This window comes from Sphingopyxis sp. JAI108 (assembly GCF_013410105.1).
Classification (GTDB): Bacteria; Pseudomonadota; Alphaproteobacteria; order Sphingomonadales; family Sphingomonadaceae; genus Sphingopyxis; species Sphingopyxis chilensis.
Genome location: NZ_JACCCJ010000002.1, coordinates 497419 through 522823 on the forward strand (window position 1 = coordinate 497419; position 25405 = coordinate 522823).

Below are 25405 nucleotides of genomic sequence, written 5' to 3' on the forward strand. Positions count from 1 at the left end.
GAAATTTTTCTTTCAGAGCGTTTACCGAAAAAGTGGTCGCCGGTTTTTCGGCGGGTAAATGCTCAGATCAACGCCCCGGCCACAGCTTCAGGCTGGTTTCCACCAGCCGCTCAAGCTCGGCGCGCGTCGCGCCTGCGCCGGCCTGCACCGACATGCCCTGGTTCACCGCGGTCAGGAAGGCGGCGAGCCCCTCGGCGTCGGTGTCGGGCGGAAAGTCGCCTTCCTCCTTGGCGCGCGCGAAACGGTCAAGCATCGCGCGTTTCGCCGCCGCGCCGCGTTCCAGCACGGCCTGGCGGATGCACTCGGCCTCCGCCCCGCAAGCGACCGACGTGATCACTCCGAGGCAGCCGTTGGGATTTTCAGGGCAGCAATACATATCGAGCGCGCCGTACATCAGCCGTTCGGCGACGCCGCGCGCGGTCGGCGCTGCCAGCGCCGTCTGCATATAATCGAGCTTCTCGCGCTCATACAGGTCGAGCGCCTTGTTGAAGAGCGCTTCCTTGTTGCCGAAGGCCGCGTAAAGACTGGGCTTGGTGATCCCCATCGCCTCGGTCAGATCGGCCATCGACGCGCCTTCATAGCCCTTCGACCAGAAGACGCGCAGCGCTGCCGCCAGCGCGGCGTCGACGCAGAATTCACGCGGACGGCCCTTGTGCGGCGTGGCAGCGGTGGCGGCTTCGATTTCCATAACGGCTGGTATATAAGTGGGGTGGGGCAAAATGTCCAGTGGCGGTCCGGTCAGGCGATCCGCGTGTCGATCGGCAGGCCGCCTTTCAGCGTCAGCGTGACCGGTGTGCGCTCGGCGATGTCGGCGAGCCGTGCCTTCTGCTCCTCGTCGAGCCCGGCGATCGTCAGCACCCGGTCGATGCGCAGCCCGTCCTTGTTGACCAGCCGCAACCCCACCTCGACCGAGTCGAGCGGCCACTCCTTGCGGTCGGCGTACATGCGCAGCGTGATCGCGGTGCAGGCGCCAAGTCCCGCCAGCAGGAAATCATAAGGTGCGGGCCCCAGATTCTTGCCGCCCAGCCCCGGCCCTTCGTCGCCGACCAGCGCGTGGCCGCTGACGTTGATCTCGGTGCGATAGCGATCCCTGCCGATGCGCGCGGTTCCGTGGGCCATGCGGGGTCCTCATTGTTCGTGGAGCCGCTTTTCTATTCCGCGCGGCGCTGAAACGGCAAGGCCAAAGGCCCGGCGCGGCGAACGCCGTCAGGTTACCGTCAAGAAAGCGCGCTAAACCCCCGACGGGGGGGCATGCATGAAATCTGGGGAACTTTGGAGGCCCGAGCCGGAATCGAACCGGCGTATACGGATTTGCAGTCCGCTGCGTCACCACTCCGCCATCGGGCCTCATGCCGAACTGCCGCATCCTCGGGGGATGGGCCGGGTGTTGGACGGCGCCGCTAGTGAGGGGCTTTCGCTGGCTTGTCAAGGATTCGCCGGAAGCGCCGCGCCGCGCGGGCGATGCGGGGTTGGCGGCACCCCTGTTGCCAGCTATGCGCGGCAGCATGCGGCGGCTTGGCTGTATTATCATTGCAATACAGCATGGCTTCGGCTAAAGCGGCCCCGCACAGGCTCAAATTCCAGGGAATCGGAAAAGACTGATGGCGACGAAGTTTAGCGAAATCACGGCGGCGGAGATGCGCTCCGCCATGGTCGACAGCCAGCTCAGGACGAACGACGTCATTGATCCCGCGGTGATCGGCGCGATGGGCGCGGTGCCCCGCGAGGCGCATGTGCCCGCCGCGCTCGCCGGCGTCGCCTATATGGACCGTGCGATCGCGCTGGCGAATGGCCGCGCGCTCAACGCCCCGCTCGTTGCCGGCCGCATGCTGGTCGCCGCGGCCGTGCGCCCCGGCATGCGCATCCTGCTCATCGGCAGCGCGACCGGCTATACCGCGGCGCTGCTCGCCCGGCTCGGCGCCGAGGTTCATGCGGTCGAGGAAGACGCGCAGCTGATGGCGGCGGCGCAGGCTGCGGTCGCCGACGCCCATATCCATTGGGTCCAGGGCCCGCTCGCGGCCGGCGCGCCCGACGCCGCGCCGTTCGACCGCATCATCGTCGAAGGCGCGATCGAAACGCTTCCCGCCGCGCTCGTCGCGCAGCTCGCCGAGGGCGGCCGCCTCGTCGCCGCGCGCCGCGAAGGTGCGGTCGCGCGGCTGGTCGAAGGCGTCAAGGTCGGCGGCACCGTCGCGCTGCGCAGCTTCGCCGACATGGACGTCGCACCCTTACCCGGCTTCGCCGCGCCCGCGGGCTTCCGATTCTGACGATCGGGCCCACCCCTCCTTGTTCCAGGCTGACACCACGATGACCGATACCGACAAGAAACAGTGCCTTCGTCGTGCCCGCTGGCTCGCCGGCCTTGCCGCGGGCGCGCTGATGCTGCCGATGACGGCGCAGGCCGAAACATTGCAGGGGGCGCTCGCCAAGGCGTATGAAAACAACCCGACGCTGACCGCCGCGCGCGCGGGCCAGCGCGCGAACGACGAAAATGTCCCGATCCAGAAGAGCTATGGCCTTCCCGATATCGGGACGCAGGCGAGCTACGACGAAAATATCATCGTTCCCGGCAACAGCTTCAACGCGCCCGCGCGCTCGCTGAGCGCCGGCGGCCAGCTGACCGTGCCGCTTTATCAGGGCGGGGCGGTGCGCAACGCGGTGCGCGCCGCGAAATTTCGCGTCGAGGCGGGGCAGGCCGACCTTCGCGCGACCGAGGCGAGCATCTTCTCGCAAGTCGTCGGTGCCTATATGGACGTCATCCGCGACCAGGCGATCGTCCAGCTCAACCAGAAGAATGTCTCGGTCCTGCGCACCAATTTGCAGGCGACGAGCGACCGGTTCGAGATCGGCGACCTGACCCGCACCGACGTCGCGCAATCCGAAGCACGGCTCGCGCTTGCCGAGGGCGACCTGCGGACCGCCGAGGCCAATCTGATCGCCAGCCGCGAGGGCTATATCCGCCTCGTCGGCGAGGCACCGGTCGATCTGGAGGCGCCGCCGCAGCTCCCGAACCTGCCGACCACCGCCGAGGACGCGGTCGCGATCGCGCTCAACAGCAACCCCGACATCGAATCGGCGAACGAACTGGTCAACGCATCGAAAGCCGACATCGGCACCGCCAAATCGTCGCGCGCGCCCAAGGTGTCGGCGATCCTCAATGGCGGCTACAACAATTATCTCGGCTCGCTCGACAGCGGCGTTCCCGGCGTCAGCGTCACGCAGGAAACGTCGAGCGCGGCGGCGGGGGTTCAGGTCACGCTGCCGATCTTCACCGGCGGCCGCCGCTCGGCGCAGGTGCGTCAGGCGCAATCGCGCAGCAGCCAGGCGATCGAACAATATGTCGAGGTCGAACGCGGCGTGATCGCCCAGACGCGCGGCGCCTATGCCGCGTGGCAGGCGAACGAACGCATCATCGCCGCGACGCAGCAGGCGGTGAGCGCAAACGCGCTGTCGCTCGAGGGCGTGCGCGCCGAAAACAGCGTCGGCACGCGGTCGATCCTCGACATTTTGAACGCCGAACAGGAATATCTGAACACGCAGGTCCAGCTCGTTTCGGCGCAGCGCAATTCCTATGTCGCGGCCTTCTCGGTGCTCGCCGCGATGGGCAAGGCCGAGGCGCGCGACCTGGGGCTTGAGGGCGGCGCGCTCTATGACCCCGAGGTCAATTACAAGCGCGTGAAGGGCGAGCTTTGGGACTGGGCCGACGATCCCGCGCCGCAGCAGGTCGCGACCGACACGCGCGCCGTTGCCGCGGCGAATGCGGGGGTTCCCGAAGGCCCGCCGTCGCTCGCGCCACAATAAGGCTTGGCAAAAGCCGCCCCGAACCGGTAAGAAGATGGTTAACTGCCCTGTTTTCGTGGGCTGAGGGGGCTTGGTGATGGGCGATATGTCGCGGGAACCGTCGATGGAAGATATCTTGTCGTCGATTCGGCGCGTGATCGCCCGCGACGAGGCGCCGGGCGCGGCGCGCGAGGTGCGCGTCGCCGAAGCCGACGATATCCTCGACCTTCAGGATCAGGAAGATCGCGCTGCCGGTGCGGCCGCCGAGGAAGCCCCCGAGGCGGAGGAACTGGTCTCCGAAGCGAGCGCCGATGCCGCGCGCCAGTCGCTCGAAGCCTTGACCGCCGCCATCACGCCGGCCGCAGCCGCCCCCCCCGTCGCCGCCGCACCTGCGGCTGCCGGCCGCACGATGGAAGATGTCGTGCTCGAAGCATTGCGCCCGATGCTCAAGGACTGGCTCGACACCAACCTGCCGCCGCTCGTCGAGGCGATGGTGGCGAAGGAAATCAGCCGGATCACCGGCAAAAAATTCTAGGCGTCCGTCTTTTCGGGCAGGATGACCGGATCGACAGCTAACGACCAGAAGCGGCCATTCCATTTGGTCGATGATCAGACGGGGGGTTTCTTCTCCAGAATGATCAAGGAATCCGTCGGATCCCCTGGGACCGCCTTGGATATATAACCGCAGCCCGGAGGTCCCATTGCGGAATAATAGTATGCCGTGTGCAGCCTCTCCCATCTTGCGCCACGCTTCCGAAAGCTTATTCCAAACGGCACCCCGGCACACGGCGTAGCCAAAACGCCTGACAGAAATGCCTTCCCGTTTTTCTTCACGACGCGGTAGAGTCTGAACGTTGCGGAAGCCTGACAATCCTCAATCTTTGCGGTCCGCACGCTGAACCTGCCGGCATCAAGCCCCTCCGCCGACACCACTCGCGTCGGGAGCGGCGCCATCTCCGCTGAAACTGATTTTAAGTCTTTCAGATATTTTCGCTCTTCGTCGCTTCTACGATCCGGACCGGGCAGCTTTTGCTGCCATTCCATCGTCTTGGCGTCGAGGCCTCGCAGGGTAGTGTTGAAGCAGAATGAACTGAACTTCCACGCAGTCATATCGCCTAGGAGGAAATCACGAACCAACGCATCTTCGTCGGAATTTTTTGCGTCGCTATTAGCTCTTGCAGGCGAAGTGATCACACACGCCCCCGCACACACGATAAGAGCGATCTTCGATCCAAAGCGATAATGCATGGTAGGTCATCCTGTGTTCGGCCTTACTGACAGACCCTAATATACGGCAATTTGCTAACGTCGGCTCCCCACCCCAAAGCCACCGCTCGCGATCGCCGCCCTCGCCCGCCAAGCTGCTTTAGCCTTGTAACACGCCGCCCGCTCCCCCACATCGCCCCCTATGGCGAAGCGGAGCCTTTATCAGCGAATGCGGTCGAATGCGCAGATGCGTACCGCGCTGTTCGCGCTCGGCATATTGCTGATGATCACGGGCATCGCGATCGGGCCGTTGCCTGGCCCCGGATTCCTGATCGTCTTTCCGCTGGGGCTGATGCTCTGCCTGCAGAACAGCGCGTGGGCGAAGCGCGTCTATGTCCGTTTCAAATGGCGGCACCCCAGATATGGTGCCTGGGCCGACCGGATCATGCGCCGCGTCAGCGCCGCGCGGCGCCGCGCGCGCGCGGCGCTGGACACGCCAGATGGCGATTGACTTTCGACCGACTCTTGCTTATCCGCGCCTCCAACAGTGGCCGCCCACGCTTGGCGGCCCTTTTCTGTTGCAGCATTTGACGAGATCTAGGGAAAACCGCGATGAAGCGCACTTATCAACCGAGCCGCCTCGTGCGCAAGCGCCGTCACGGCTTCCGCGCCCGCAAGGCCACCGTCGGTGGCCGCAAGGTCCTGGCCGCCCGCCGCGCCCGTGGCCGCGCGAAGCTGTCGGCCTGATCGCCCACGCTTCGCCGCCAGCGCGTCTGGTGCGAACGCTTTCAAAACGTAGCGAATTTCTGGCCGCGAATCGCGGCCTTCGCTTTCCCATGCCCGGCTTCGTCCTGCTCGTCCGTCCGCGCGGCGACGATGAGGATGCGCTGGGCATCGGCTATACGGTCAGCAAGAAAGTCGGCAACGCGGTCACGCGCAACCGGATGAAACGCCGCTTTCGCGAACTCGCGCGCGCGGCGCTGCCGCAGGCCGGAATCGCCGGCGCCGACCATGTGCTGATCGGCCGCCCCGGCGCCAACGACATGGAATTTGCCGAGCTGGGCGAGCATCTCGATTCGGCGCTGAAGCGCGCGGCGAAGAAGCTCGCGGCGAAGGCGTCGTGATTACGCCCACTGCCTCTTATCGTCACCCCGGACTTGATCCGGGGTCCATTGCCACCGGCGCCGCATGGACCCCGGATCAAGTCCGGGGTGACGAAGTGGGGCCAATCGCGAATAAACTTCCACCGTTTTCCGGGCTTCCTGCATGATCGCCCGCCTGTTGATCCTGATCGCGCGCGGTTGGCAGCTTGGTCCGTCGCGCATCCTTCCCCCCACCTGCCGCTATGCGCCGTCGTGCAGCGAATATGCGATTATCGCGCTGCGCCGCCATGGTGCGATCAAGGGTGGCTGGCTGGCGACAAAGCGGCTATTGCGCTGCCATCCTTGGGGGGGCCACGGCTATGACCCGGTGCCATAGGCCTTCGGCGCCGGCATCATCCCCGATTTTTTTGAGACGAAGAGAGACCGAAGAGCGTGGACGACAAGCGTAACCTGATCGCGGCAATCCTGTTGTCGGTGGCCATCCTGCTGGGCTGGAATTTCGTCTCCGAGAAATTCTTCCCGACTCCCGACAAGCCCGATGTGACGACGACCGTCGCCGGCACCAACGGCGCCGCGCCGGCCGCGACGCCGGGCCAGCCGGCGGCCCTGCCCGCCCCCGGCGTGCCCGCGCCCACCACGGCGCAGGCGATCCGCCCGATCGAGGCCGTGCTGGCCGAGGGCAACCGCATCCCGATCGACACCCCCGCGATCAAGGGGTCGATCAACCTCGTCGGCGCGCGCATCGACGACATCACGCTCAGCAAATATCGCCAGACGATCAAGAAGGATTCGCCCCCCGTGCGCCTGTTCGCGCCCGGCGGCACCAAGGCGGCCTATTTCGCGAGCATCGGCTGGTCGGCGCAGGGCATCGTCGTTCCGGGTCCGACCACGGTCTGGACCGCGACGGGCACCAAATTGACCCCGACGACGCCGGTAACGCTGAACTGGACCAACGGCGCGGGCCAGAATTTCCGCATCGAATACAGCATCGACGACGATTATCTGATCACCGCGAAGCAGACGATCGCCAACACCGGCGCCGCCCCCGTCGCGGTGCGCAGCGGCACCTATATCGACCGCACCGGCAAGCCGACCGACCCGCACGAGCAGGACAGCTGGACGATCCACGTCGGCCCGACCGGCTATCTCGACGGCAAGTCGAACTTCACCAATTATGACGAGCTGGAAGAGGCGACCGGCGACACGCTGTCCTACACCTCGGCCGGATGGCTTGGCTTTACCGACAAATATTGGCTCGCCGCGGTGATCCCCGCGAAGGGCGAAAAAGTCTCCGCCGCGTTCAATTCGCTGCCGGGCGGAGCCTATCGCGCCGCCTTTGCCCGCGACCTCGTCGAAGTCGCGCCGGGTCGGCAGGTGACGACCACCAGCCGCGTCTTCGCCGGCGCCAAGGAAGTCAGCACGCTGTCGCGCTATCAGGACGATCAGGGCATCACGCGCCTGTCGAACGCGATCGACTGGGGCTGGTTCGAATTTTTCGAGGTCCCGATCTTCAAGCTGCTCGACTGGCTGTTCCGCATGGTCGGAAATTTCGGCGTCGCGATCATGGCGCTGACGCTGATCATCCGCCTGCTGATGTTCCCGATCGCGCAGCGCCAGTTCGGATCGATGGCGCAGATGCGCCTCGTCCAGCCCAAGATGAAGGCGCTGCAGGACCGCTATAAGGACGACAAGCCCAAGATGCAGCAGGAGCTGATGAAGCTCTATAAGGACGAGAAGATCAATCCGCTGGCGGGCTGCCTGCCGATCGTGATCCAGATTCCGATCTTCTATGCCTTGTACAAGGTGCTGATGCTGACGATCGAAATGCGGCACCAGCCGTTCATCCTGTGGATCAAGGATCTGTCGGCGCCCGATCCGCTGCATATCCTGAACCTGTTCGGCCTGTTGCCCTTTACCCCGCCGTCGATCCTGTCGATCGGCATCCTCGCGGTAATCCTGGGTATCACGATGTTCCTGCAGTTCCGTTTGAACCCGCAGGCGACCGACCCCGTGCAGCAGCAGGTGTTCAAGATCATGCCGTGGCTGTTCATGTTCATCATGGCGCCGTTCGCGGCGGGCCTGCTGCTCTACTGGATCACCAACAATATCCTGTCGATCGCGCAGCAGCAGTGGATGTACCGCAAGTTCCCGCAGCTGAAGGCGGCACCGGCCAAGTGAGCGAAGTCGATCTTGATCCCGGCGACGACCCCGAACGGGCCGAGCGCGCGCGCAAGCTGTTTTCGGGGCCGATCGCCTTCCTGAAATCGGCGCCCGCGCTTCAGCACCTGCCGGCGCCGAGCGTGCCCGAGATCGCGTTCGCGGGACGCTCGAACGTCGGCAAGTCGTCGCTGCTCAACGCGCTGACGAACCGGGGCGGGCTCGCGCGCACGTCGGTGACGCCGGGGCGGACGCAGGAGCTCAACTATTTCGACGTCGGCGAACCGCTGGCGTTCCGGCTGGTCGACATGCCGGGCTATGGCTTTGCCAAGGCGCCGAAGGATGTCGTCAAGAAATGGCGCTTCCTGATCAACGATTATCTGCGCGGGCGCGCGGTGCTGAAACGCACATTGGTGCTGATCGACAGCCGCCACGGGATCAAGGACGTCGACCGCGACGTGCTCGAGATGCTCGACACGGCGGCGGTCAGCTATCGCCTCGTGCTCACCAAGGCCGACAAGATCAAGGCGACCGAACTCGAAGCCGTGCAGGCCGCGACCGAGGCCGAGGCGCGCAAGCATCCCGCCGCGCATCCGCAGGTGATCGCGACGAGCAGCGAAAAGGGCATGGGGATTGCCGAGCTGCGCACCGCGGTGCTGGAGGCGGTGGAGGTTTGAGGCTCACTTTCTCCCCTCCCGCTTGCGGGAGGGGTCGGGGGAGGGCATGTCATGGGGACCTTCGGGCCGGAACAGGCCCTCCCCTAGCCCCTCCCGCAAGCGGGAGGGGAATATGGAGACTCCATGAAACTCTTCATCGGCAACAAGGCCTATTCGAGCTGGAGCCTGCGCGGCTGGCTGGCGGTCAAGCATAGCGGGCTGCCCTTCGAGGAGGTCACCGTCCCGCTTTACGACGAGGACTGGTCGAACCGCCGCGAGGGCGACGAGTTCGCGCCGTCGGGCGGCAAGGTGCCGATCTTGTGGGACGGCGACGATATCGTCGTGTGGGACAGCCTCGCGATCATCGACTATCTCAACGAAAAGACCGGCGGCACCAAGCATTTCTGGCCCGAGGACATGGCCGCGCGCGCAATGGCGCGGTCGATGGCGGCCGAAATGCACAGCTCGTTCGCCGCGCTGCGCCGCAACCACAGCATGAACATCCGCCGTATCTATCCGGCCGCCGAGTTGCTCCCCGAAGTCCAGGCCGATGTCGTGCGTATCTTCCAGATCTGGGCCGAGGCGCGCGCGCGGTTCGGCGGCGAAGGCGATTTCCTCTTTGGCGACTGGTCGGCGGCCGACATCATGTTCGCGCCGGTCGTCACGCGCTTCGTCACTTACTCGATCCCGCTGCCGCGCTTTGCCGCCGCCTATGCGCAGGCCGTCATCAGCCATCCGTGCATGCAGGAATGGATCGGCGGCGCGCAGGCCGAGGACTGGGTCATCGAACAGTTCGAGGGGCCGGTCGAGGGATAGCAGCGGTCTGGGGCTCCTCCCCCAGCAGCCGCGGCATCATCCTGCGTCGATTGGCCTCGCCCAATCGCCGTGCTGGGCCATCCACAGGCTGACGGCGGCGATCGCGGCGGTTTCGGCGCGCAGGATGCGCGGGCCGAGCGCGATACGGCGCACCGCGGCGTGGGCGAGCAGCAGGTCGCGCTCGCGGCCGGTGAAGCCGCCTTCGGGGCCGGTGAGGATCGCGGCGGGGGCCGGCGCCGCGACATCGGCGAGCGGGCGCCCCCCGGCTTCGTCGGCGAAGAGCAGCGCGCGCTCCGCGGGCCAGTCACGCAGCAGCTGCGGCAGCTTGACCGGCGGCGCCAGTTCGGGGAGCGCGGTGCGGCCGCATTGCTCGCACGCCTCGATGATCTGCGCTTCGATCCGCTCGCTCTTGACGCGCTCGACGATCGTGCGTTCGGTGATCACCGGCTGCAGCCGCGCCACCCCCAGCTCGGTCGCCTTTTCGATGATCCAGTCGAGCCGCGCCTTCTTCACCGGAGCGAAGCAGAGCCAGAGGTCGGGCACGCGTTCGATCGCGCGCGTCTGCCGCTCGATACGCAGCGTGGCCGAACGCTTCGCGGCGTCGGCCACGGTGGCCAGCCATTCGCCCGTCCGGCTGTCGAATAGCAGGACCGGATCGCCCGCCTTCAGCCGCATGACGCCGAGCAGATAATGCGCCGCCGGCCCGTCGATCACGGGCGCGGCGTCGGGGCCGAGCGGCAGGTCGATGAACAGGCGGGGCGTGCTGGCGGGCGGCCAGGCGGGAGTCGCGGGCATGGGGCGCGCGATAACAGAAGGCGGCCTGTTGTGCATCTTTTGCCGCCAAACGCGCTTCCCTGTCCCGATCCGGGTCAAAAGCGCCGATCCGCGCCCGTCGGCGCCGCGCCGATTAGCGTTTTGGTAAGCAGTCCTCCCCTAGGTGCGAGATTACCAGCGGCACATCGGTTGGGGAGTGCTGCGGGCCGAAGAGGGGTTAGACCATGCGAGGGACCTGGATCGGCCGGCTGCGAGCCGGCACCAAATCGCTCATTAGCGACCAGCGCGGCAACGCCTTCATGCTGACCGCCGCGGCGATCGTGCCGGTGATCGGCATCGTCGGGTCGGCGGTCGACATCGGCCGCGCCTATATGACGCAGCTGCGCCTGCAGCAGGCATGCGACGCGGGCGTGCTCGCCGGGCGGCGCGCGATGGGCGGCGCCAGCTATTCCGAAGCGGCGCAGTCCGAAGCGAACAAGATGTTCAACTTCAACTTTCCCGAAGCCAAATATGGCGCGTCGGGCATTCTCTTCTCCTCGCAGGCCCTGAACGCCTCGGACGTCGCCGGACAGGCCTCGGCGGTTTTGCCCACCGAACTCATGTTCATGTTCGGCAAGGACCAGTTCCGCCTGTCGGCGAATTGCACCGCGAAGCTCGAAATCTCGAACGTCGATGTGATGATGGTGCTCGACGTCACGGGATCGATGGCGCAGACCAATTCGGGCGATTCGGTCGATCGCATCACCGCGCTCAAAGACGCGACGATGGATTTTTTCGACACGCTGACGACCGCCGATATCGGCGACGGACGGCTGCGCTTTGGCGTCGTGCCGTACAGCTCGACCGCGAATGTCGGCGCGATCCTTTCCGCCGAAAATCCGGCGTGGCTTGCCAATAACGTGACCCTGCCGTCGCGGACGCCGATATTCCGCGAAGTCTATACCGAAACGGGGACCGAGACGAGCGACGAATATACCGACAGCGCTACGACCTACGATTCAAGCTGGACCAACGACGGCACGGTATCGGCAAGCAGCAGTTCGGCATGTGAATCGCGGACCCCGCCGGCAAATACCACGCCGTCGCCGAGCGGATCGCCGGATTACAACCAGACGGGCCAATATGTCGACGGTGACACGCGCGTCACGACCTATGATAAAGAACAGACATATACGTTCCGTACCTATCGATACTCGTGGCGGAGCAGCAACAGCACCTGCCGCAAGCAATATCGCAAGGGCTATTTTACGCGCACCTACGAGACGACGGTGACCGAGACGAAAACCGACGTTTTCGACAATCGATATACCTATGAGGATCGCGATTTCGACGTCAGTCTGGCCAAGACCGGCGCGGCTATCGTCACCGATACGGGCGATTCGGGAACCAGCGTCAGCTATACTTGGGGCGGCTGCCTCATCGAACGCGCCACGGCTGAATTCGATTCCGATGAGACCGCGCCATCGGACGCGCTCGACATGGATATCGACCTGGTACCCGACGCCGATGTCGATACCCAGTGGCGACTTTTGATCCCCGAAATCGCATTTGCGCGAGCGAGCCATCCGGCCAATCAGCCGGCCTCGAGCGACCCGATCACGGTCAACGAGTTCAACAGCAATGGCAGCCGGAACATCACGCTGGATACCAGTTCCAAAGGCCGGTGGCAGCGTTATTCGAAATATTGGGGCGATGGCTGGGGTGTCTGTCCGGCCCCCGCCATGAAGCTGACGACGATGACCGCTGATAATCGCAGCACCTTCAATACCTATGTCCAGTCGCTTCAGCCGCTGGGCGGCACCTATCACGATGCCGGGATGATTTGGGGCGCGCGGCTGCTCTCGCCAACAGGCCTGTTCGCTGACGAAAATGCGACGGCGCCGAACGAGCGGCCGATCAGCCGCCACATCGTCTTCATGACCGATGGCGCGATGGCGCCGAACATGGGGAACCTGACTTTTCAGGGCTATGAGTATCTGATGCACCGCGTCGGCGGAACGACCGACGGCGAGCTTCGAGATCATCACAACAACCGCTTTCAGCAATTGTGCCGAGCGGCGCGCCAGCGGGGGATCACCATCTGGGTCGTATCCTTCGGGATAGGCAGCGATGCCAGCCTGAACAGCTGCGCTTCCTCCGGCGCGGCGTTCGAGGCCGACAATGCCGCCGAACTCAACGAACAGTTCCAGGCGATCGCACGACAGATTTCCAAGCTGAGGCTGTCGCAATGACCGGCGTCCGCACCCTGCTGCGCCGGCTGCGGCGGAGCGAGCGCGGCACCGCGTTCGTCGAATTCGCGCTGACCGCGCCGGTGTTCCTGCTGATCCTGCTCGGCATCTTCGATTACTGCTGGCAGATGTATGGGCAGCAAGTGCTGCAAGGCGTGGTCGCCAAGGCGGGCCGCGATGCGACGCTGGAAGGCTTTGCCGCCGATCAGGAGGCCCTCGACGAGCGGGTCGAGGCCGAGGTGAAGAAGGTCTTCAAGAACGCGACCGTGAGTTTCAACCGCCGCACGTTCGACGATTACAGCGACATCAAGCCGCTGCGCTGGGTCGATACCAACGGCAACGGCGTCCAGGATCCCTCGCCCGACGATTGCTGGGAGGATGGCGGCAAGCAGGGCAACGGCGGCGCCGACGACGTCGTCCAATATACGGTGTCGATGCGTTTCGACCGCGTGCTGCCGGTGTGGAGGATGCTGGGCCAGCCGCAGTCCAAGACGCTGACCTCGACGACGCTGCTGCGCAACCAGCCCTTCGCCGCCGACGGCGAAGTGCTCGCGGAGACGTGCGGATGACCCTGCCCCGCCCCCTTCGTCGCCGGGCGCGGATCGTCGCGCGCCGTTTCGCGCGCAATGTCCGCGGCGCGGTGATGCTCGAAATGGCCTTTGCCATTCCCTTCCTCGTGCTCGTCGGTTTCGGCGGGCTGGAAATCGCCAATCTGACGCTGGCGCACACGCGCGTCAGCCAGCTCGGACTCAACACCGCCGACAATGCGGCGCGTATCGCGGCGGGCAGCAACCTAACGCAGCCGCAGGTGCGCGAGGTCGATATCAACGAAGTGTTCGCGGGCGCCGAGCGGCAGGCGGCGGGCCTGAATTTCGAGAATAACGGCCGCATCATCCTGTCGAGCCTCCAGCGCAACAATGATGGCGGCCAGACGATCAAATGGCAGCGCTGTTTCGGCAATATGGAGGTCGCCTCGGCCTATGGCGTCGAAGGCACCGGCGCGACCGGCACCGATTTCCCAGGCATGGGCCCGGTGGGCCGCGAGGTGACCGCGGCGGCGGGCACGGCGATCATGTTCGTCGAGGTCACCTATGAATATGAGCCGCTGCTGTTCGGCAAATGGCTCGGCCCGCAGACCATCCGTTCGACCGCGGCCTATAATATCCGCGAGGCGCGCGACCTGTCGGGCGTGAAGTCGCCCGGCGACAGGGCCGATTGCGACTGACGGCGCGCACGCCGGCGCGAGTGAAGGCAGCGTCGATCGGGCATTTATTCGCGAAGCTCCGCCTGCTATCGCCCGCGCATCGATGACGGCGACCCATCCCCCCGACAGCCAGCTACGCGGCTTCGTCGCGCTGCTCCCCGCCGCGGCGCGGCCCTATGCGCTGCTCGCGCGTTTCGACCGGCCGATCGGCTGGTGGCTGCTTTACTGGCCCTGCGCTTTCGGCGTCGCGCTGGGTGGCGGGGCGGTGAGCCACTGGCCGCTCTTCCTCTGGCTGCTGCTCGGCGCGATCGCGATGCGGGGGGCGGGCTGCGTCTATAACGACATCGTCGACCGCGACCTCGACGCGAAGGTCGCGCGCACCGCATCGCGGCCGGTGGCGAGCGGCGCGGTGTCGGTGCGCTATGCCCTGCTGTGGACCATAGCCCTGTCGCTGGTGGGATTGCTGGTGCTGCTCCAGCTGCCGCGGCCGGCGCAGATCGTCGCGCTCGCGAGCCTGATCCTCGTCGCGGGCTATCCGTTCATGAAGCGCATTACCTGGTGGCCGCAGGCGTGGCTGGGGCTGGTGTTCAGCTGGGGCGCGCTCGTCGCGTGGGTCGCGGTGGGCGGGCCGGACGGGCTCGGGCTGCCTTTGCTCTATGCCGGCTGCATCGCGTGGGTGATCGGGTATGACACCATTTATGCGCTGCAGGATATCGAGGACGACATGCTGATCGGCGTGAAGTCGAGCGCGCGCGCGATGGGCCACCATGTGAAGGGCGGGGTTGCGATCTGCTACGCCGCCGCGCTCGCCTGTTGGGGCGGCGCCGTCTGGGCTGTGCGCCCCGATTCGCTGGCGCTCGCCGCGCTGTTGCCCGCGGCGGTGCATCTGACCGGACAGGTGGTGACGCTCGAACCCGCGAACGGAGAGGATGCGCTGGCGAAATTCCGCAGCAATCGCTTTGCGGGGTTGTTGGTGTTCGCCGCGATGCTGGTGGTGGGGACGGCGCCCTGATTCGCTCCTCCCTGTGGCGAAGCCATGGGGATGATTATTCCGCCGCGAGCAGTTCCTCGGCGCCGCCGAGGTCGACCGAGACGAGGCGGCTGACGCCGCGTTCGACCATCGTCACGCCGAACAGGCGATGCATGCGCGCCATCGTGACGGCATTGTGGGTGACGATCAGGTAGCGGGTGTTGGTTTCGCGCGCCATGCGGTCGAGCAGGTCGCAGAAGCGTTCGATATTCGCGTCGTCGAGCGGCGCATCGACTTCGTCGAGGACGCAGATCGGCGCGGGGTTGGTGAGGAACAGGCCGAAGATCAGAGCCACCGCGGTCAGCGCCTGCTCGCCGCCCGAAAGGAGCGTCAGCGTGCCGAGGCGCTTGCCCGGCGGCTGCGCCATGATTTCGAGGCCGGCTTCGAGCGGGTCGTCCGAGTCGACGAGTTCGAGATGCGCCTGCCCGCCGTTGAACAGCGTCGTGAAGAGGCGCTGAAAATGCGCGTTCACCGCCTCGAACGCCGCGAGCAGCCGCGCGCGGCCTTCGCGATTGAGACTGCCGATCGAACCGCGCAGGCGGTTCACCGCTTGCGTCAGCTCCTCGATTTCGGCGGCACTCTTCTCGCGTTCGGTGTCGAGTTCGACGAGTTCGTCGGCGGCGACGAGATTGACGGGGCCCAGCCGCTCGCGGTCGGCGATCAGCCGGTCGTGCTGCGCCGATTCGGCGTTGGCGTCGCCGACGCTCGCGCTGTCGAACCCGGCCTTTTGCGGGAGCAGCGGCGGCGGGCATTCGAAACGCTCGCCCGAGAGGCGGCCCATCTCGATCCGGCGGAGTTCGGCATTTTCGGAGCGGGCGACAGCGCCGGCGCGGGTTTCGCGCGCGGCGGCGACGCGCTCGCGGATCGCATTCAACGCGGTTTCGGCCTCGCGCAGCGAGGATTCGGCGGCGCGCTCCTGCGCTTCGGCGGCGGCAACCCTGTCGCGCAGCGCGGCTTGCCGGGTTTCGGCCTCGGCGCGCTGTTCGGCGAGCCTCGCGGGAACGTCGGCGAGCTTGTCGGCTTCGGCGGCGAGCGCCTCGGCGCGCTTGTCCATCTCGGTCACGCGGCGCGCGGCCTCGCCGGCGCGTGCCTTCCAGCTCTTGATCTCGGCGCTGACGACCGCCTGCCGCTCGCTGAGGCTCGCGAGCGTGCGTTCGTGCGCCGCCAGCGCGCCCTGCGCCGTGCTGGCGTCCGCACGCGCGCGCTCGGTCACCTGCTCCTCGGCGTCGAGCGCGGCGCGGGCCAGCCGCTCGTCGGGGAGCGCGGCGAGCGCGGCCTCCTGCGCGGCGAGCGTTTCGGCGGCTTCCCTTGCGGCCTCGGCGATCTCGGCGAGGCGGCGGTCGAAGAGCGCTGCGGCATCGCGGTGCCGATCGAGCGCGGCCTGCGCCTGGTCGGCGGCGCGCAACGCGGTGCGGCGCGTTTCGTCGGCCTGCGCGAGCGCCTTGCGCGCGGCGCCAGCGGCCTCGGCCAGTTCGGCGGTCTTCGCGGCGGCGGCGTCGCGGCGGTCGCGAAGTTCCTGCACGCCGAGTTCGACCTGCGGCCGCTGCGCCGCGAGCGCGTCGAGACGGTTCTGGCGCTGCAGCCGCTCGGTCGCGGTCGCGCCGTCGCCGCGCGTCACGAAGCCGTCCCAGCGGCGCATCACGCCATCGGTGGTGACGAGGCGCTGGCCCACCGCGAGCGGCTGACCGCCATCGCTTGTCGCCACCGCGACCTGCGCGAGGCGGCGCGCCAGCGCGGCGGGGGCCTGGACGAATTTGGCAAGCGATTCGGTGCCCGCGGGAAGCGCGGGATCGCCCGTCGCCGCATCGGCGCCGCCCCAGCTGCGCGCGGCATCGCGGTCGGTGCCGGCATCGAGGTCGTCGCCGAGCGCGGCGGCGAGCGCGGCTTCATAGCCGGGCGCGACGCGGAGCTGATCGAGGATGCGGCCCGCGTCGCTGCGCGCGGCGGCGAGCGCGCGTTCGAGCGTCGACGCCTCGCCTTCCAAGGCGGCGAGCGCGGCGCGCGCCTCTGCCAGCGCCGCTTCGATACCCGCGAGGTCGGCGGCGGTCGCTTCGCGGTCGGCCTCGGCGGCGTGCAGCGCATTTTCCGCGGTCGCGATCGCGGCTTCGGCGGCTTCGGCGGCCTCCGCGCTGTCGGCGAGCGTCGCGGCGAGTGCGGCGCTGTCGCCAAGCGAGGCGACCTCGGCATCGACGCGCGCCTTGTCCCCGGCGACGCGGCGCACCGCAGCTTCGGCGCTTTCCACCGCCGAAACGGCGATACGCCGGTCGGCGGCCTCGCTCGCGGCCCTGGCGCGCGCTTGCGCAAGCGCGACCTCGGCATCGCGGAGGCGCGCCTGCGCGGCAAGGCTGGCTTCGGCGAGCGCGGCCTTGCCTGCGCCGTGCCCGGCGATGTCCTGCGCCAGCGATTTGGTTTCGGTGTCGAGCGCGGTCAGCGCGGCATGCGCCTCGCGCGCGAGTTCGCCTTCGTGCGCGCGGTCGTCGGCGATGCGCCGCTGCTGCGTCGCCAGATCTTCGAGCCGCTGGAGCGCGGCGCGTTCCTCGCCCTGCAGCCGCACCTGCGTCGCGGTGGCTTCGGCGAGCGCGTCGCGCTGCGCCTGTGCATCGCTGCGCGCCGCCGCGACGCGGGTGGCGACCTCGGTTTGCGCCTTCGATATGGTTTCGAGCTCGTCCTGCGCGGTTTTCACCGCGGCTTCAGCGGCGTCGGCGTCGCGGCGCGCCTGATCGGCGGCGGCAGCGGCATCGCGCCAGCGCGCGTAGATGAGCCGCCCTTCGGCGATACGGATATCGTCGCTGAGCTTCTTGTATTTCTCCGCCGCGCGCGCCTGCCTGCGCAGCGCGTTCGCGCGCACCTCCATGTCGGCGACGATTTCGGAGAGGCGGGTGAGATTGGTTTCGGTCGCGCGCAATTTCTGCTCGGCGTCCTTGCGGCGGACGTGCAGCCCGGCGATGCCCGCCGCTTCCTCGAGCATCGCGCGGCGGTCGGTCGGCTTGGCGGCGATGACGTTGGCGATCTTGCCCTGGCTGACGAGCGCGGGGCTGTGCGCGCCGGTCGCGGCGTCGGCAAAGATCAGCGCGACATCCTTGGCGCGCACGTCGCGGCCGTTGGCGCGATAGGCGCTGCCCGCGCCGCGTTCGATACGGCGGATGACCTCGAGATCGTCGCCGTCGCCGCCATCGGACAGCCCGGCGACGAGCGCGCCTTCGGTGTCGCAATGGAGCGCGACCTCGGCAAAGTCGCGCGCCGGGCGCGACGAGGTGCCGGCGAAGATGACATCCTCCATCCCGCCGCCGCGCATCGATTTGGGCGAGGATTCGCCCATCACCCAGCGGATCGCTTCGAGCAGGTTCGACTTGCCGCAGCCATTGGGGCCGACGACGCCGGTCAGCCCGGGCTCGATGCGCAGTTCGGTGGGTTCGACGAAGCTTTTGAATCCGGTGAGGCGCAGCCGCTTTATCTGCACGGGAGAAACCCGCGCAGTCTATCGAATCGGAGCTGGTGCAACCTTGGTGTCACATATCCCCCATGCAGCCGTCATGCCGTGCGGCACGGGGAGTCGCAAGGGGGTAGGAACACCGTCGCCCCCGCCTTCGCGGGGACGACGGTGTTCCGTATGACGACGCCTTAGCGCGCGCCCATCGTGCGCAGGCGGTCGCGCAGCGGGCCCCAGGCGGCGATGCCTTCGGCGACCTGGCCGTTGATGACGAAGGTCGGCGTGCCGGTGATCTGATATTTCTCGACGCCCGCGTTGGTGCCCTTTTCGATCGCCTCGACATTTTCGACCTTGGCGAGGCACTGCTGGATCGTGGCGGCGGGGACGCCGCGCTGCTGGTAGAATTGGTCGATGCCCCAGCCCTTGGCGAGCGCGGTGAAGCGCTGCTCCGGCGGCAGCTTCATCGCTTCCTCGATCCCCGGCTGCGGCTTTGACGCGCCGGCGATGAAGGCCTCATGCTCGATGAAGGTCGCGTCGGCGAGCGGGAAGAAGCGGTCGGGGCCGGTGCATTTGACGATCGCGCCGGCGATCGCATCGACCGGGTGGAGCATGAACGGCGTCAGCTTGTACGATACGCGGCCGGTGTCGACGAAATCGCGCTTCAGCTCCTCGTGCGAATCCTGCGTGAATTTCGCGCAGTGGCCGCAGGTGAAAGCGCCGAATTCCTCGATCTTGATCGGGGCATCGGGGTTCCCCATGACCATGCCGTCGCCGTCGACGCTGACGACCTGCGACCAGCTCTTGCCGGCGGGCGGCGCGACCTTCGCGACAACCTCCTGCTCCTTGGCGGGGTCATCGGCGCCGCCGCCGCAGCCGGCGAGCGCGAGCGCGCCGAGCGAGGACAGGAGGGCGATACGAAGCGATGCGTTCATCTTTTTCTTTCTCCACGAAAACGGGTTTGCGCAGCTTTTAAGAGGCCTTGAGCGCGAGGTCGAGTTTCGATTTGAGCGCCGGCCAGGCGGTGACGTCGGCGTTGCGGCCATTGACGAAGAAGCTCGGCGTGCCCTCGACCCGGTCGGCGTTGAGCCCGATGTTGGTCATGCCGGTGAGTTCGGCCTGCGCGACCTCGCTGTCCAGCGCGGCGTCGAGCTGCGCCTGCGTATAGCCGCGCGCGCGCATCAGCGCGGCGAGGCCGGTGCCCGCGGCGATCTTGCGCGCGCGCTCGGCCGTGGGGCCTTCGAGCCAGCTCTTTTTCTGCGCCTCGGTGGCTTTCTGGACCTTGGCGATGGTCGCGGGGAAAGCGGCGAAGATCGCCTGATGATTGCCGGCGAAAGCTTTCGCACCGCCGACGCGCGCAAGCAGCGCCGCGGTCATGTCGACGGGGTCGCGGACGAGGTTGCGATATTCGAACAGCACCAGCCCGCGGTCGATATATTGGGTCTTGAGCGGAAGCGTGCCCGCCTTCGCGAAATCGGCGCAGATGTGGCAGGTATAGCTGAAATATTCGACGAGGCGGACCTTGGCGGCGGGATTGCCGGCGAGAAAGGCGCCGATCGGGGTGGTCGACACGGTCTGCGACCATGCGGCAGCTTTGGCGGGCGCCGCCGCGATCAGGCCGAGCGCAGCGCCCGAGAGCGCCAGCACCGCCGTCCGGCGGTCGAGAAGCGGGTCGTCAAAAGCGGACATCCGTCGTTCCTAACTGATCCGGGGAAGCTTGGGCGGTGTCGCCAGCCCTGCCGCCATGCGTTCGAGCACGGTGCGCAGTTCCGGGTCGCCGATGTCGCGCAGGCTGTCCCCCAGTTCGGCGGGTACGGGTTTCAGCATTGCCGGCGGCTGAACGGGCGCAGCGGGGGTGACCTGCCCGTGCGTCATGCGAACACTGGCGATCGCGGCATAGCCGAAGAAGCGGTTGACCGCGGCGACGATGTCGGGCGCGACATGCTGGAGCATCGGTGCGTGCGCGCCGCTGATCGTGAGGTGCAGCGTGCCGCCCGCTTTCTGCCCTGCCGGAAAGCGGATCATCGCGGGCTGGGTGACGTCGGCGAGCCGATCCCCGACGATCTCGCGCCAGCGGCTGACCACCGACGACTGGACGAAACCGAATTTGCGAAAGGCGGTGCGGCCGATTTCGGGGACGAGGTCGGAGATCGCACGCGCCTCGCCGCCGCGCGGGCGCTCATAGGGGCGCGCCGCCGCCTTGGTGGTTTTCGCGCCGCCTTTCGTTCCCGCTTTCGCCCGCACCTTTTTGGCGGGCGTGCCGTCTTCGGTGCCTTTCGTCATGCAGGGCGCCATGCCATAGGCGGGGGGTGAGCGTCCAGACTTCCGCTATCGTCGATGATTTCGCGCGCCGCCTGCTCGGATGGTATGACCGCTCCGCGCGGGTGCTGCCGTGGCGGATCGCGCCGAACAGCGGCGGGGTCCCCGACCCCTATCGCATCTGGCTGGCCGAAGTCATGCTTCAGCAGACGACCGTCGCTGCGGTAACGGGCTATTTCGCGCGCTTCACGGCGCGCTGGCCGACCGTCGCCGACCTCGCCGCGGCGGACGATGCCGACGTCATGGCAGCGTGGGCGGGGCTCGGCTATTATGCGCGCGCCCGCAACCTGCTCGCCTGCGCGCGCGCCGTGGTCGCGGATCATGGGGGGCGTTTTCCCGACAGCGAGGCAGGGCTGCGCGCGCTGCCGGGGGTCGGCGATTATACCGCCGCGGCGGTCGCGGCGATCGCCTTCGGACGCGCGGCGGTGGTCGTCGATGCGAATATCGAGCGTGTGATTGCGCGCCACCGCCTGATCGAGACGCCGCTGCCGACGGCCAAGCGCGAGATTCGCGCGGCGCTGGCGCCGCTGGTTCCCGCGGACCGGTCGGGCGATTTCGCGCAGGCGCTGATGGACCTTGGCGCAGGCGTCTGCACACCGCGTAGTCCGGCCTGCGCGATCTGCCCGGTGACGGCCGACTGCCGCGCGCGCGGTCGCCCCGACATCGAGCGCCTGCCCGTCAAGCCGCCGAAAAAGGCGAAGCCGCATCGGCACGGGGTCGCCTGGTGGATCGAGCGCGACGGCGCGATCTGGCTCACGCGGCGGCCCGACAAGGGGATGCTCGGCGGGATGCGTGCGCTGCCCGGCGGCGAGTGGACCGACGCGCGCGCCGCCGAGTCGGGAATCGTCAGCGTCGATCATGGCTTCACCCATTTCGACCTGACGCTGACATTGGTGCGCCGCGAAGCACCACCGCAAGCCGGCGATGCCGCAGCGGAAGGCATGTGGTGGCCGATCGCGGACCTTGACGCCGCAGGGCTGCCGACGCTCTATCGCAAGCTGACCGACAAGATGCTGGAGAGAGATATATGACCATGATGGTATCGCGCCGCGCGTTGATGGGCGGGATCGCGCTGGCGGGTGCGGGCGCGCTGCTGCCGCGCGCCGCGCTCGCGTGGCGCGCCGAAGGCGCGGCGCTCTATCCCGCGACCAGCGCTTTCGTCAAAGGCTTCGTCGATCGCCGCGAACTTGCGGGCACGCTCGCCGCGATCGGCAAGGGACAGGCGGCGCCCGTCTTCATCGGCGCGGGGGTGCAATCGAACGATTCATCGACGCCGGTCGGTCCCGATACATTATGGCGCCTCTATTCGATGACCAAGCCGGTCACCGGAATCGCGGCGATGCTGCTGATCGAGGATGGCAAGATGACGCTCGATCAGCCGATCGCCGATTTCCTGCCTGCTTTCGCCAATATGAAGGTGCAGAACACGCCCGACGGGTCGATCACGGACGTCCGCCCGGCGAGGGGCCCGATCACGGTGCGCCAGCTGCTGACCCACACCGCGGGGCTTGGCTACAACATCATCCAGAAGGGGCCGATCAAAAAAGCCTATGACGATGCGGGCATCGTCGGCGGGCAGGCCAGCCGCCTGCCGATCCCCGGCTTCGCGCCGGTCGATCCCGCGCCGAGCCTTGCCGCCATGGCCGACCGGCTGGCGGCGCTGCCGCTCGTCTATGAGCCCGGAACCAAATGGAGCTATTCGATCAGCCTCGACCTGATGGGGCGGCTGATCGAGGTCGTGTCGGGGCAGGCTTTCGACGCGTTCCTGAAGGCGCGGCTGTTCGACCCGCTCGGCATGGCGAGCACCGGATTCATGGTAGAGCCCGGGGACGTCGGGCGCTTCACGAGCAATTATGCGCCGTTCGGCGGCGCGCTCATTCCCTTCGACCCAGCGGCGAGTTCGATCTATCTCGACCCGCCGCCCTATCCGTTCGGCGGCGGCGGGCTGGTGTCGAGCGCGCGCGATTACGACCGCTTCCTCGCGATGCTGCTGGGTGAAGGCCAAATCGGGGGCGCCACAGACGGCGTGCGCGTGATGAAGCCCGAAACCGCGCGGCTCGCGATGTCGAACCTGATCGCCGACAGCGTCGACCGCAAGGGCAGTTTCATCGACGGGCAGGGTTTCGGGGCGGGCGGGCGCGTGTCGCTCCCGACCTCTCCCGGCGGTGAAGGGATTTTCGGCTGGGCGGGCGCCGCGGGGACGATCGGCTTCGTCCATCGCAAGCTCGGTTATCGCGCCGCGGGCTATACGCAGATCATGCCGCCCGAATCGGTGCCTTTCCAGGGCAAGTTCGGCGAGACCTTCTTCAAGGATGTGGCGAGCTGATGCCCTTGCCGCTCGGTTTTACCGGCGCGCGTCTCGATCGCGCCGACCAGATGCGCACCAATGCGGGGGCCTTTGCCGCCGCGACGGCCGACCCGCGCGCGACCTGCCTGACGCTCGACGGGATCGATTTCGTGCCGGGGACAGGCGGCGGGTTGCTGTGGGAGCCGCTCGATCCCGCCGACGATCGCGCGCTGATGCTGCTCGGCATCGACGATGCGGGTGCGCCGCGTTTCGTGCGCGAGGCCGCGGCGGGCACGCGGGTAGACGCGCGCTCGCGCACCGTGATGCGGCGGCTGCCCTTGCTGTCGGCGGAGGAGGCGGCGCTGTATGGCGGCGCCCGCAGCCTCGTCGACTGGCATGCGCGCCATCGTTTCTGCGCGGTGTGCGGATCGCCGACCGACCTGTTTCGCGGCGGCTGGGGGCGGCGCTGCGGCAGCTGCAACGCCGAACATTTCCCGCGCGTCGACCCGGTCGTGATCATGCTCGCCGAGTTCGAGGGCCGCGTTCTCGTCGGGCGGCAGGGTGGTTTTCCGCCGGGCTTCTTCTCGGCGCTCGCGGGCTTCGTCGAGCCCGGCGAATCGCTGGAGGAAGCGGTGGCGCGCGAATTGTTCGAGGAAGCGGGCATCCATGTCACCGACGTTTCTTATGTGGCGAGCCAGCCCTGGCCCTTCCCCTCATCGCTGATGATCGGCTGCCGGGCGGTCGCGAAGGATCCCGCGCTGACGCTCGACACGACCGAGATCGAGGCGGCGATGTGGGTCGACCGCGCCGAGGTGCGCGCGGCGCTGGCGGGCGAGATGGGCGCAAGCTTCCTCGCGCCGCCGTCGCTGGCGATCGCGCGCTATCTGCTGGAGGATTGGGCGGAGTTGTAGGTAAGCGGTCTGGTGTCCGTTTTGGGGTGGAAAGCGGACCAGATGGCTTATCGCTTTTGATAGAGCTCGACCGCCTGCTTCACGAGCAGTTCCTAGGTCTCTTCCATATTAGTGCCGGTGTAAGCCTCCATTCGCCATGTCCCGTCGAGATAGTGTTCGCCGAGTGGCGACTCCAAAAAGCTCACGATTCCGCGCAGCTCTTCCTCGGTGAATTCCCAGTTGATATGACTCTCATATGCTTCCTGATATTGCGGGCGATATTTCTCATAGGCTGCTTTCAGGGTGTCTATGGGGCCGGTCCATATCTCCATCAGCGTCCTGTTCTGTGGAGCATTTTCGGTGCCTTGCGCCCAACCCAACTCGGGTATGAAAGCGTATCTTTCTAAAAAGCTCCCTGTGTCGATCCGGACTTGAAGGCCAGATGCCTTCATAAACCGATGAATCAGAGCTAACTTCTCGGCACTCGGTGGGGAGGATTCCTGTGCGGACGGCGCAATGACGGCGGCGGAACTTTGCGGCTCTGCATTTGCTGGCGAATTATGGCCGAGGGCCAGCAGGGCAATACAAATTAGCATTTTCATGCAGGCACTATGGCATCTTTGCCGACGGCCGCAATCGGTCGGAAGCGGCCTTCCCCGACGCCGCGACTGCGAAGTTCAGTTGAGCGCCACGAACCGCGCCATATCGTCGCGCGTCAAATATCGCACGTCGTCGAACGGCGTCGCGTTGGTCAGCGCATAAAAGGCCCGCGCCTTCGCGGCATCCATTCCCATTTCGCGGTAAAGCGCGAGATATTCGGCGTGGACCGGGTCGCTTGCCGGATAGTCGTTCGCCTCGCGCCCATATTCGTCGGCCCAGCTATGCACGCCGAATTCGGCGTCGGGCGCGGCGCGGCGCGTGACGCCGGCCAGCCACAGTTCGACCGCGCCCGACCGGATCGACCCGCCCGCGGGCACGACCGTTTCCATGCCCTGGCGCCGGATCGCCCGCGCAAGGATCAGATTGGCGTCCTCGTCGAGGCTGCCGGGGCAATCGACCATCTCGAGCCGCCTCAGCCCCGGAAAGGCCGCGAGCATCGCCGCGAACTGGCGCGGGGTCGCCGAGGTGACGTCGCCCGCCATGCGGACCGTCGCGCCGTCGATCACAGCGAAAGGCCCGAAGCGCGCTTTCGCATGGCCGAGCGTTGCGAGACTGGCCGCGGGCGCATAGCGACGCGCCGCTGCAAACTCCGCATCCTCGGCCAGCGCCTCGTCATCGAGCAGCGCCATATCCTCGTCGATATAGTCTGCGCCCTCTTCGTCGCCGGCATCCTCATAGGTCCACGTCACCGTCGTCGTCGTGATCGTCACAAGCTGCTGCGCCTGCGCCGGCGCGAACGCCAGCACCGACGCCAAGGCGGCGACGATCAGGGTGCGAAGGAAGGCGGACGGCGAGATCATGCGTCCGCCTTCGCGCGGGCGCGATGATCAAAGGACCAACAGGCAGCGTCAGCGCGCCGTTAACCCCGTTT

The 25405-nt window shown here is 67.0% G+C and carries 27 protein-coding genes and 1 tRNA gene; 17 read left to right on the top strand and 11 right to left on the bottom strand.

Going from position 1 to position 25405, the window contains the following annotated elements; translation table 11 throughout:
• Positions 1–67: 67 nt before the first annotated feature.
• The 3 genes from HDC29_RS13310 to HDC29_RS13320 all read right to left on the bottom strand — a co-directional run bounded on the left by HDC29_RS13310 (position 68) and on the right by HDC29_RS13320 (position 1347).
• The gene (locus tag HDC29_RS13310) at positions 68–688 is read right to left on the bottom strand and encodes a TetR/AcrR family transcriptional regulator (RefSeq protein ID WP_179498288.1); all 621 of its coding nucleotides are present in this window, start codon (positions 686–688) and stop codon (positions 68–70) included.
• Between the two features lie 50 nt (positions 689–738).
• Positions 739–1119, bottom strand: a complete 381-nt coding sequence (locus tag HDC29_RS13315; RefSeq protein WP_179498290.1) for an OsmC family protein — start codon at positions 1117–1119, stop codon at positions 739–741.
• Between the two features lie 154 nt (positions 1120–1273).
• Positions 1274–1347: transfer RNA gene (locus HDC29_RS13320), tRNA-Cys, on the bottom strand.
• 254 nt (positions 1348–1601) lie between these two features.
• On the opposite strand from HDC29_RS13320, the gene HDC29_RS13325 reads away from it, so the two are divergent.
• From HDC29_RS13325 to HDC29_RS13335, 3 genes are all read left to right on the top strand, one after another.
• Positions 1602–2264 carry a protein-L-isoaspartate O-methyltransferase gene (locus tag HDC29_RS13325; protein ID WP_179498291.1) on the top strand — a complete coding sequence of 221 codons (663 nt, stop codon included), beginning with the start codon at positions 1602–1604 and terminating at the stop codon, positions 2262–2264.
• A gap of 40 nt (positions 2265–2304) precedes the next feature.
• Positions 2305–3798, top strand: a complete 1494-nt coding sequence (locus HDC29_RS13330; protein WP_179498292.1) for a TolC family outer membrane protein — start codon at positions 2305–2307, stop codon at positions 3796–3798.
• Positions 3799–3901: 103 nt separating this feature from the next.
• Positions 3902–4312: a DUF2497 domain-containing protein gene (locus HDC29_RS13335; RefSeq protein WP_257018272.1), complete on the top strand. Its 411-nt coding sequence runs from the start codon at positions 3902–3904 to the stop codon at positions 4310–4312.
• Between the two features lie 74 nt (positions 4313–4386).
• On the opposite strand, the gene HDC29_RS13340 is transcribed toward HDC29_RS13335, so the two are convergent.
• Positions 4387–5025 carry a hypothetical protein gene (locus HDC29_RS13340; RefSeq protein ID WP_179498294.1) on the bottom strand — a complete coding sequence of 213 codons (639 nt, stop codon included), beginning with the start codon at positions 5023–5025 and terminating at the stop codon, positions 4387–4389.
• A gap of 205 nt (positions 5026–5230) precedes the next feature.
• On the opposite strand from HDC29_RS13340, the gene HDC29_RS13345 reads away from it, so the two are divergent.
• The 7 genes from HDC29_RS13345 to HDC29_RS13375 all read left to right on the top strand — a co-directional run bounded on the left by HDC29_RS13345 (position 5231) and on the right by HDC29_RS13375 (position 9715).
• The gene (locus HDC29_RS13345) at positions 5231–5494 is read left to right on the top strand and encodes a PGPGW domain-containing protein (protein ID WP_257018273.1); all 264 of its coding nucleotides are present in this window, start codon (positions 5231–5233) and stop codon (positions 5492–5494) included.
• 101 nt (positions 5495–5595) lie between these two features.
• On the top strand, positions 5596–5730 hold the full coding sequence (gene rpmH, locus HDC29_RS13350; RefSeq protein WP_037554958.1) for a 50S ribosomal protein L34: 135 nt from the start codon (positions 5596–5598) through the stop codon (positions 5728–5730).
• 89 nt (positions 5731–5819) lie between these two features.
• Entirely contained in the window at positions 5820–6107 is a 288-nt protein-coding gene (gene rnpA, locus HDC29_RS13355) for a ribonuclease P protein component (RefSeq protein WP_326914099.1), read from the top strand.
• Between the two features lie 142 nt (positions 6108–6249).
• Entirely contained in the window at positions 6250–6462 is a 213-nt protein-coding gene (yidD, locus tag HDC29_RS13360) for a membrane protein insertion efficiency factor YidD (protein WP_179498297.1), read from the top strand.
• Positions 6463–6518: 56 nt separating this feature from the next.
• On the top strand, positions 6519–8264 hold the full coding sequence (gene yidC / locus HDC29_RS13365) for a membrane protein insertase YidC (RefSeq protein ID WP_179498298.1): 1746 nt from the start codon (positions 6519–6521) through the stop codon (positions 8262–8264).
• Entirely contained in the window at positions 8261–8920 is a 660-nt protein-coding gene (yihA, locus tag HDC29_RS13370; RefSeq protein ID WP_179498300.1) for a ribosome biogenesis GTP-binding protein YihA/YsxC, read from the top strand. The genes yidC and yihA overlap by 4 nt, the downstream gene beginning before the upstream one ends.
• 123 nt (positions 8921–9043) lie before the next feature.
• On the top strand, positions 9044–9715 hold the full coding sequence (locus HDC29_RS13375; RefSeq protein ID WP_179498302.1) for a glutathione S-transferase family protein: 672 nt from the start codon (positions 9044–9046) through the stop codon (positions 9713–9715).
• Positions 9716–9751: 36 nt separating this feature from the next.
• Here HDC29_RS13375 and HDC29_RS13380 read toward each other — a convergent pair whose 3' ends face one another.
• Positions 9752–10510 (bottom strand): 16S rRNA (uracil(1498)-N(3))-methyltransferase, encoded by a 759-nt coding sequence (locus HDC29_RS13380; protein WP_179498304.1) that lies wholly within the window; start codon positions 10508–10510, stop codon positions 9752–9754.
• A gap of 203 nt (positions 10511–10713) precedes the next feature.
• On the opposite strand from HDC29_RS13380, the gene HDC29_RS13385 reads away from it, so the two are divergent.
• The 4 genes from HDC29_RS13385 to ubiA all read left to right on the top strand — a co-directional run bounded on the left by HDC29_RS13385 (position 10714) and on the right by ubiA (position 14933).
• Positions 10714–12720 carry a TadE/TadG family type IV pilus assembly protein gene (locus HDC29_RS13385; protein ID WP_179498306.1) on the top strand — a complete coding sequence of 669 codons (2007 nt, stop codon included), beginning with the start codon at positions 10714–10716 and terminating at the stop codon, positions 12718–12720.
• The gene (locus tag HDC29_RS13390; protein WP_179498307.1) at positions 12717–13286 is read left to right on the top strand and encodes a TadE/TadG family type IV pilus assembly protein; all 570 of its coding nucleotides are present in this window, start codon (positions 12717–12719) and stop codon (positions 13284–13286) included. The genes HDC29_RS13385 and HDC29_RS13390 overlap by 4 nt, the downstream gene beginning before the upstream one ends.
• Positions 13283–13942: a TadE/TadG family type IV pilus assembly protein gene (locus HDC29_RS13395; protein WP_179498309.1), complete on the top strand. Its 660-nt coding sequence runs from the start codon at positions 13283–13285 to the stop codon at positions 13940–13942. The genes HDC29_RS13390 and HDC29_RS13395 overlap by 4 nt, the downstream gene beginning before the upstream one ends.
• A gap of 82 nt (positions 13943–14024) precedes the next feature.
• Complete coding sequence (gene ubiA / locus HDC29_RS13400; protein WP_179498311.1) at positions 14025–14933, top strand: 4-hydroxybenzoate octaprenyltransferase; 909 nt, start codon at positions 14025–14027, stop codon at positions 14931–14933.
• Positions 14934–14967: 34 nt separating this feature from the next.
• On the opposite strand, the gene smc is transcribed toward ubiA, so the two are convergent.
• From smc to HDC29_RS13420, 4 genes are all read right to left on the bottom strand, one after another.
• Entirely contained in the window at positions 14968–18411 is a 3444-nt protein-coding gene (gene smc, locus HDC29_RS13405; protein WP_179498313.1) for a chromosome segregation protein SMC, read from the bottom strand.
• 161 nt (positions 18412–18572) lie between these two features.
• A complete protein-coding gene (locus HDC29_RS13410) occupies positions 18573–19313 on the bottom strand; it encodes a thioredoxin domain-containing protein (protein WP_179498315.1) in 741 nt (246 codons plus the stop codon).
• A gap of 37 nt (positions 19314–19350) precedes the next feature.
• Entirely contained in the window at positions 19351–20067 is a 717-nt protein-coding gene (locus HDC29_RS13415) for a thioredoxin domain-containing protein (RefSeq protein WP_179498317.1), read from the bottom strand.
• A 9-nt stretch (positions 20068–20076) separates the two neighbouring features.
• On the bottom strand, positions 20077–20661 hold the full coding sequence (locus HDC29_RS13420) for a DUF721 domain-containing protein (protein WP_257018277.1): 585 nt from the start codon (positions 20659–20661) through the stop codon (positions 20077–20079).
• A gap of 26 nt (positions 20662–20687) precedes the next feature.
• On the opposite strand from HDC29_RS13420, the gene HDC29_RS13425 reads away from it, so the two are divergent.
• From HDC29_RS13425 to nudC, 3 genes are read left to right on the top strand one after another with little or no spacing between them, the layout of a single operon-like run.
• Entirely contained in the window at positions 20688–21728 is a 1041-nt protein-coding gene (locus HDC29_RS13425; RefSeq protein WP_373562804.1) for an A/G-specific adenine glycosylase, read from the top strand.
• On the top strand, positions 21725–23023 hold the full coding sequence (locus tag HDC29_RS13430) for a serine hydrolase (protein WP_179498319.1): 1299 nt from the start codon (positions 21725–21727) through the stop codon (positions 23021–23023). The genes HDC29_RS13425 and HDC29_RS13430 overlap by 4 nt, the downstream gene beginning before the upstream one ends.
• Positions 23023–23895, top strand: coding sequence for an NAD(+) diphosphatase (gene nudC / locus HDC29_RS13435; RefSeq protein ID WP_179498321.1), 873 nt, complete (start codon positions 23023–23025; stop codon positions 23893–23895). Before HDC29_RS13430 ends, nudC begins: the two co-directional genes overlap by 1 nt.
• A 92-nt stretch (positions 23896–23987) precedes the next feature.
• On the opposite strand, the gene HDC29_RS13440 is transcribed toward nudC, so the two are convergent.
• Entirely contained in the window at positions 23988–24476 is a 489-nt protein-coding gene (locus tag HDC29_RS13440) for a DUF2059 domain-containing protein (protein ID WP_179498323.1), read from the bottom strand.
• A gap of 75 nt (positions 24477–24551) precedes the next feature.
• Entirely contained in the window at positions 24552–25334 is a 783-nt protein-coding gene (locus HDC29_RS13445; RefSeq protein WP_179498325.1) for an alpha/beta hydrolase, read from the bottom strand.
• Between the last annotated feature and the right edge of the window lie 71 nt (positions 25335–25405).

Excerpts from the sequence above, each read along its gene's own strand:
- HDC29_RS13340 (WP_179498294.1), bottom strand. The coding sequence starts at position 5,025 with ATGCATTATCGCTTTGGATCGAAGATCGCTCTTATCGTGTGTGCGGGG.
- HDC29_RS13410 (WP_179498315.1), bottom strand. The coding sequence starts at position 19,313 with ATGAACGCATCGCTTCGTATCGCCCTCCTGTCCTCGCTCGGCGCGCTC.
- HDC29_RS13420 (WP_257018277.1), bottom strand. The coding sequence starts at position 20,661 with ATGACGAAAGGCACCGAAGACGGCACGCCCGCCAAAAAGGTGCGGGCG.
- ubiA (WP_179498311.1), top strand. The coding sequence starts at position 14,025 with ATGACGGCGACCCATCCCCCCGACAGCCAGCTACGCGGCTTCGTCGCG.
- HDC29_RS13325 (WP_179498291.1), top strand. The coding sequence starts at position 1,602 with ATGGCGACGAAGTTTAGCGAAATCACGGCGGCGGAGATGCGCTCCGCC.
- HDC29_RS13445 (WP_179498325.1), bottom strand. The coding sequence starts at position 25,334 with ATGATCTCGCCGTCCGCCTTCCTTCGCACCCTGATCGTCGCCGCCTTG.
- HDC29_RS13345 (WP_257018273.1), top strand. The coding sequence starts at position 5,231 with ATGCGTACCGCGCTGTTCGCGCTCGGCATATTGCTGATGATCACGGGC.
- rpmH (WP_037554958.1), top strand. The coding sequence starts at position 5,596 with ATGAAGCGCACTTATCAACCGAGCCGCCTCGTGCGCAAGCGCCGTCAC.
- HDC29_RS13330 (WP_179498292.1), top strand. The coding sequence starts at position 2,305 with ATGACCGATACCGACAAGAAACAGTGCCTTCGTCGTGCCCGCTGGCTC.
- HDC29_RS13390 (WP_179498307.1), top strand. The coding sequence starts at position 12,717 with ATGACCGGCGTCCGCACCCTGCTGCGCCGGCTGCGGCGGAGCGAGCGC.
- HDC29_RS13395 (WP_179498309.1), top strand. The coding sequence starts at position 13,283 with ATGACCCTGCCCCGCCCCCTTCGTCGCCGGGCGCGGATCGTCGCGCGC.
- HDC29_RS13315 (WP_179498290.1), bottom strand. The coding sequence starts at position 1,119 with ATGGCCCACGGAACCGCGCGCATCGGCAGGGATCGCTATCGCACCGAG.
- nudC (WP_179498321.1), top strand. The coding sequence starts at position 23,023 with ATGCCCTTGCCGCTCGGTTTTACCGGCGCGCGTCTCGATCGCGCCGAC.
- HDC29_RS13415 (WP_179498317.1), bottom strand. The coding sequence starts at position 20,067 with ATGTCCGCTTTTGACGACCCGCTTCTCGACCGCCGGACGGCGGTGCTG.
- HDC29_RS13375 (WP_179498302.1), top strand. The coding sequence starts at position 9,044 with ATGAAACTCTTCATCGGCAACAAGGCCTATTCGAGCTGGAGCCTGCGC.
- HDC29_RS13380 (WP_179498304.1), bottom strand. The coding sequence starts at position 10,510 with ATGCCCGCGACTCCCGCCTGGCCGCCCGCCAGCACGCCCCGCCTGTTC.
- rnpA (WP_326914099.1), top strand. The coding sequence starts at position 5,820 with ATGCCCGGCTTCGTCCTGCTCGTCCGTCCGCGCGGCGACGATGAGGAT.
- HDC29_RS13335 (WP_257018272.1), top strand. The coding sequence starts at position 3,902 with ATGGAAGATATCTTGTCGTCGATTCGGCGCGTGATCGCCCGCGACGAG.
- HDC29_RS13430 (WP_179498319.1), top strand. The coding sequence starts at position 21,725 with ATGACCATGATGGTATCGCGCCGCGCGTTGATGGGCGGGATCGCGCTG.
- HDC29_RS13440 (WP_179498323.1), bottom strand. The coding sequence starts at position 24,476 with ATGAAAATGCTAATTTGTATTGCCCTGCTGGCCCTCGGCCATAATTCG.
- HDC29_RS13310 (WP_179498288.1), bottom strand. The coding sequence starts at position 688 with ATGGAAATCGAAGCCGCCACCGCTGCCACGCCGCACAAGGGCCGTCCG.
- HDC29_RS13385 (WP_179498306.1), top strand. The coding sequence starts at position 10,714 with ATGCGAGGGACCTGGATCGGCCGGCTGCGAGCCGGCACCAAATCGCTC.
- yidD (WP_179498297.1), top strand. The coding sequence starts at position 6,250 with ATGATCGCCCGCCTGTTGATCCTGATCGCGCGCGGTTGGCAGCTTGGT.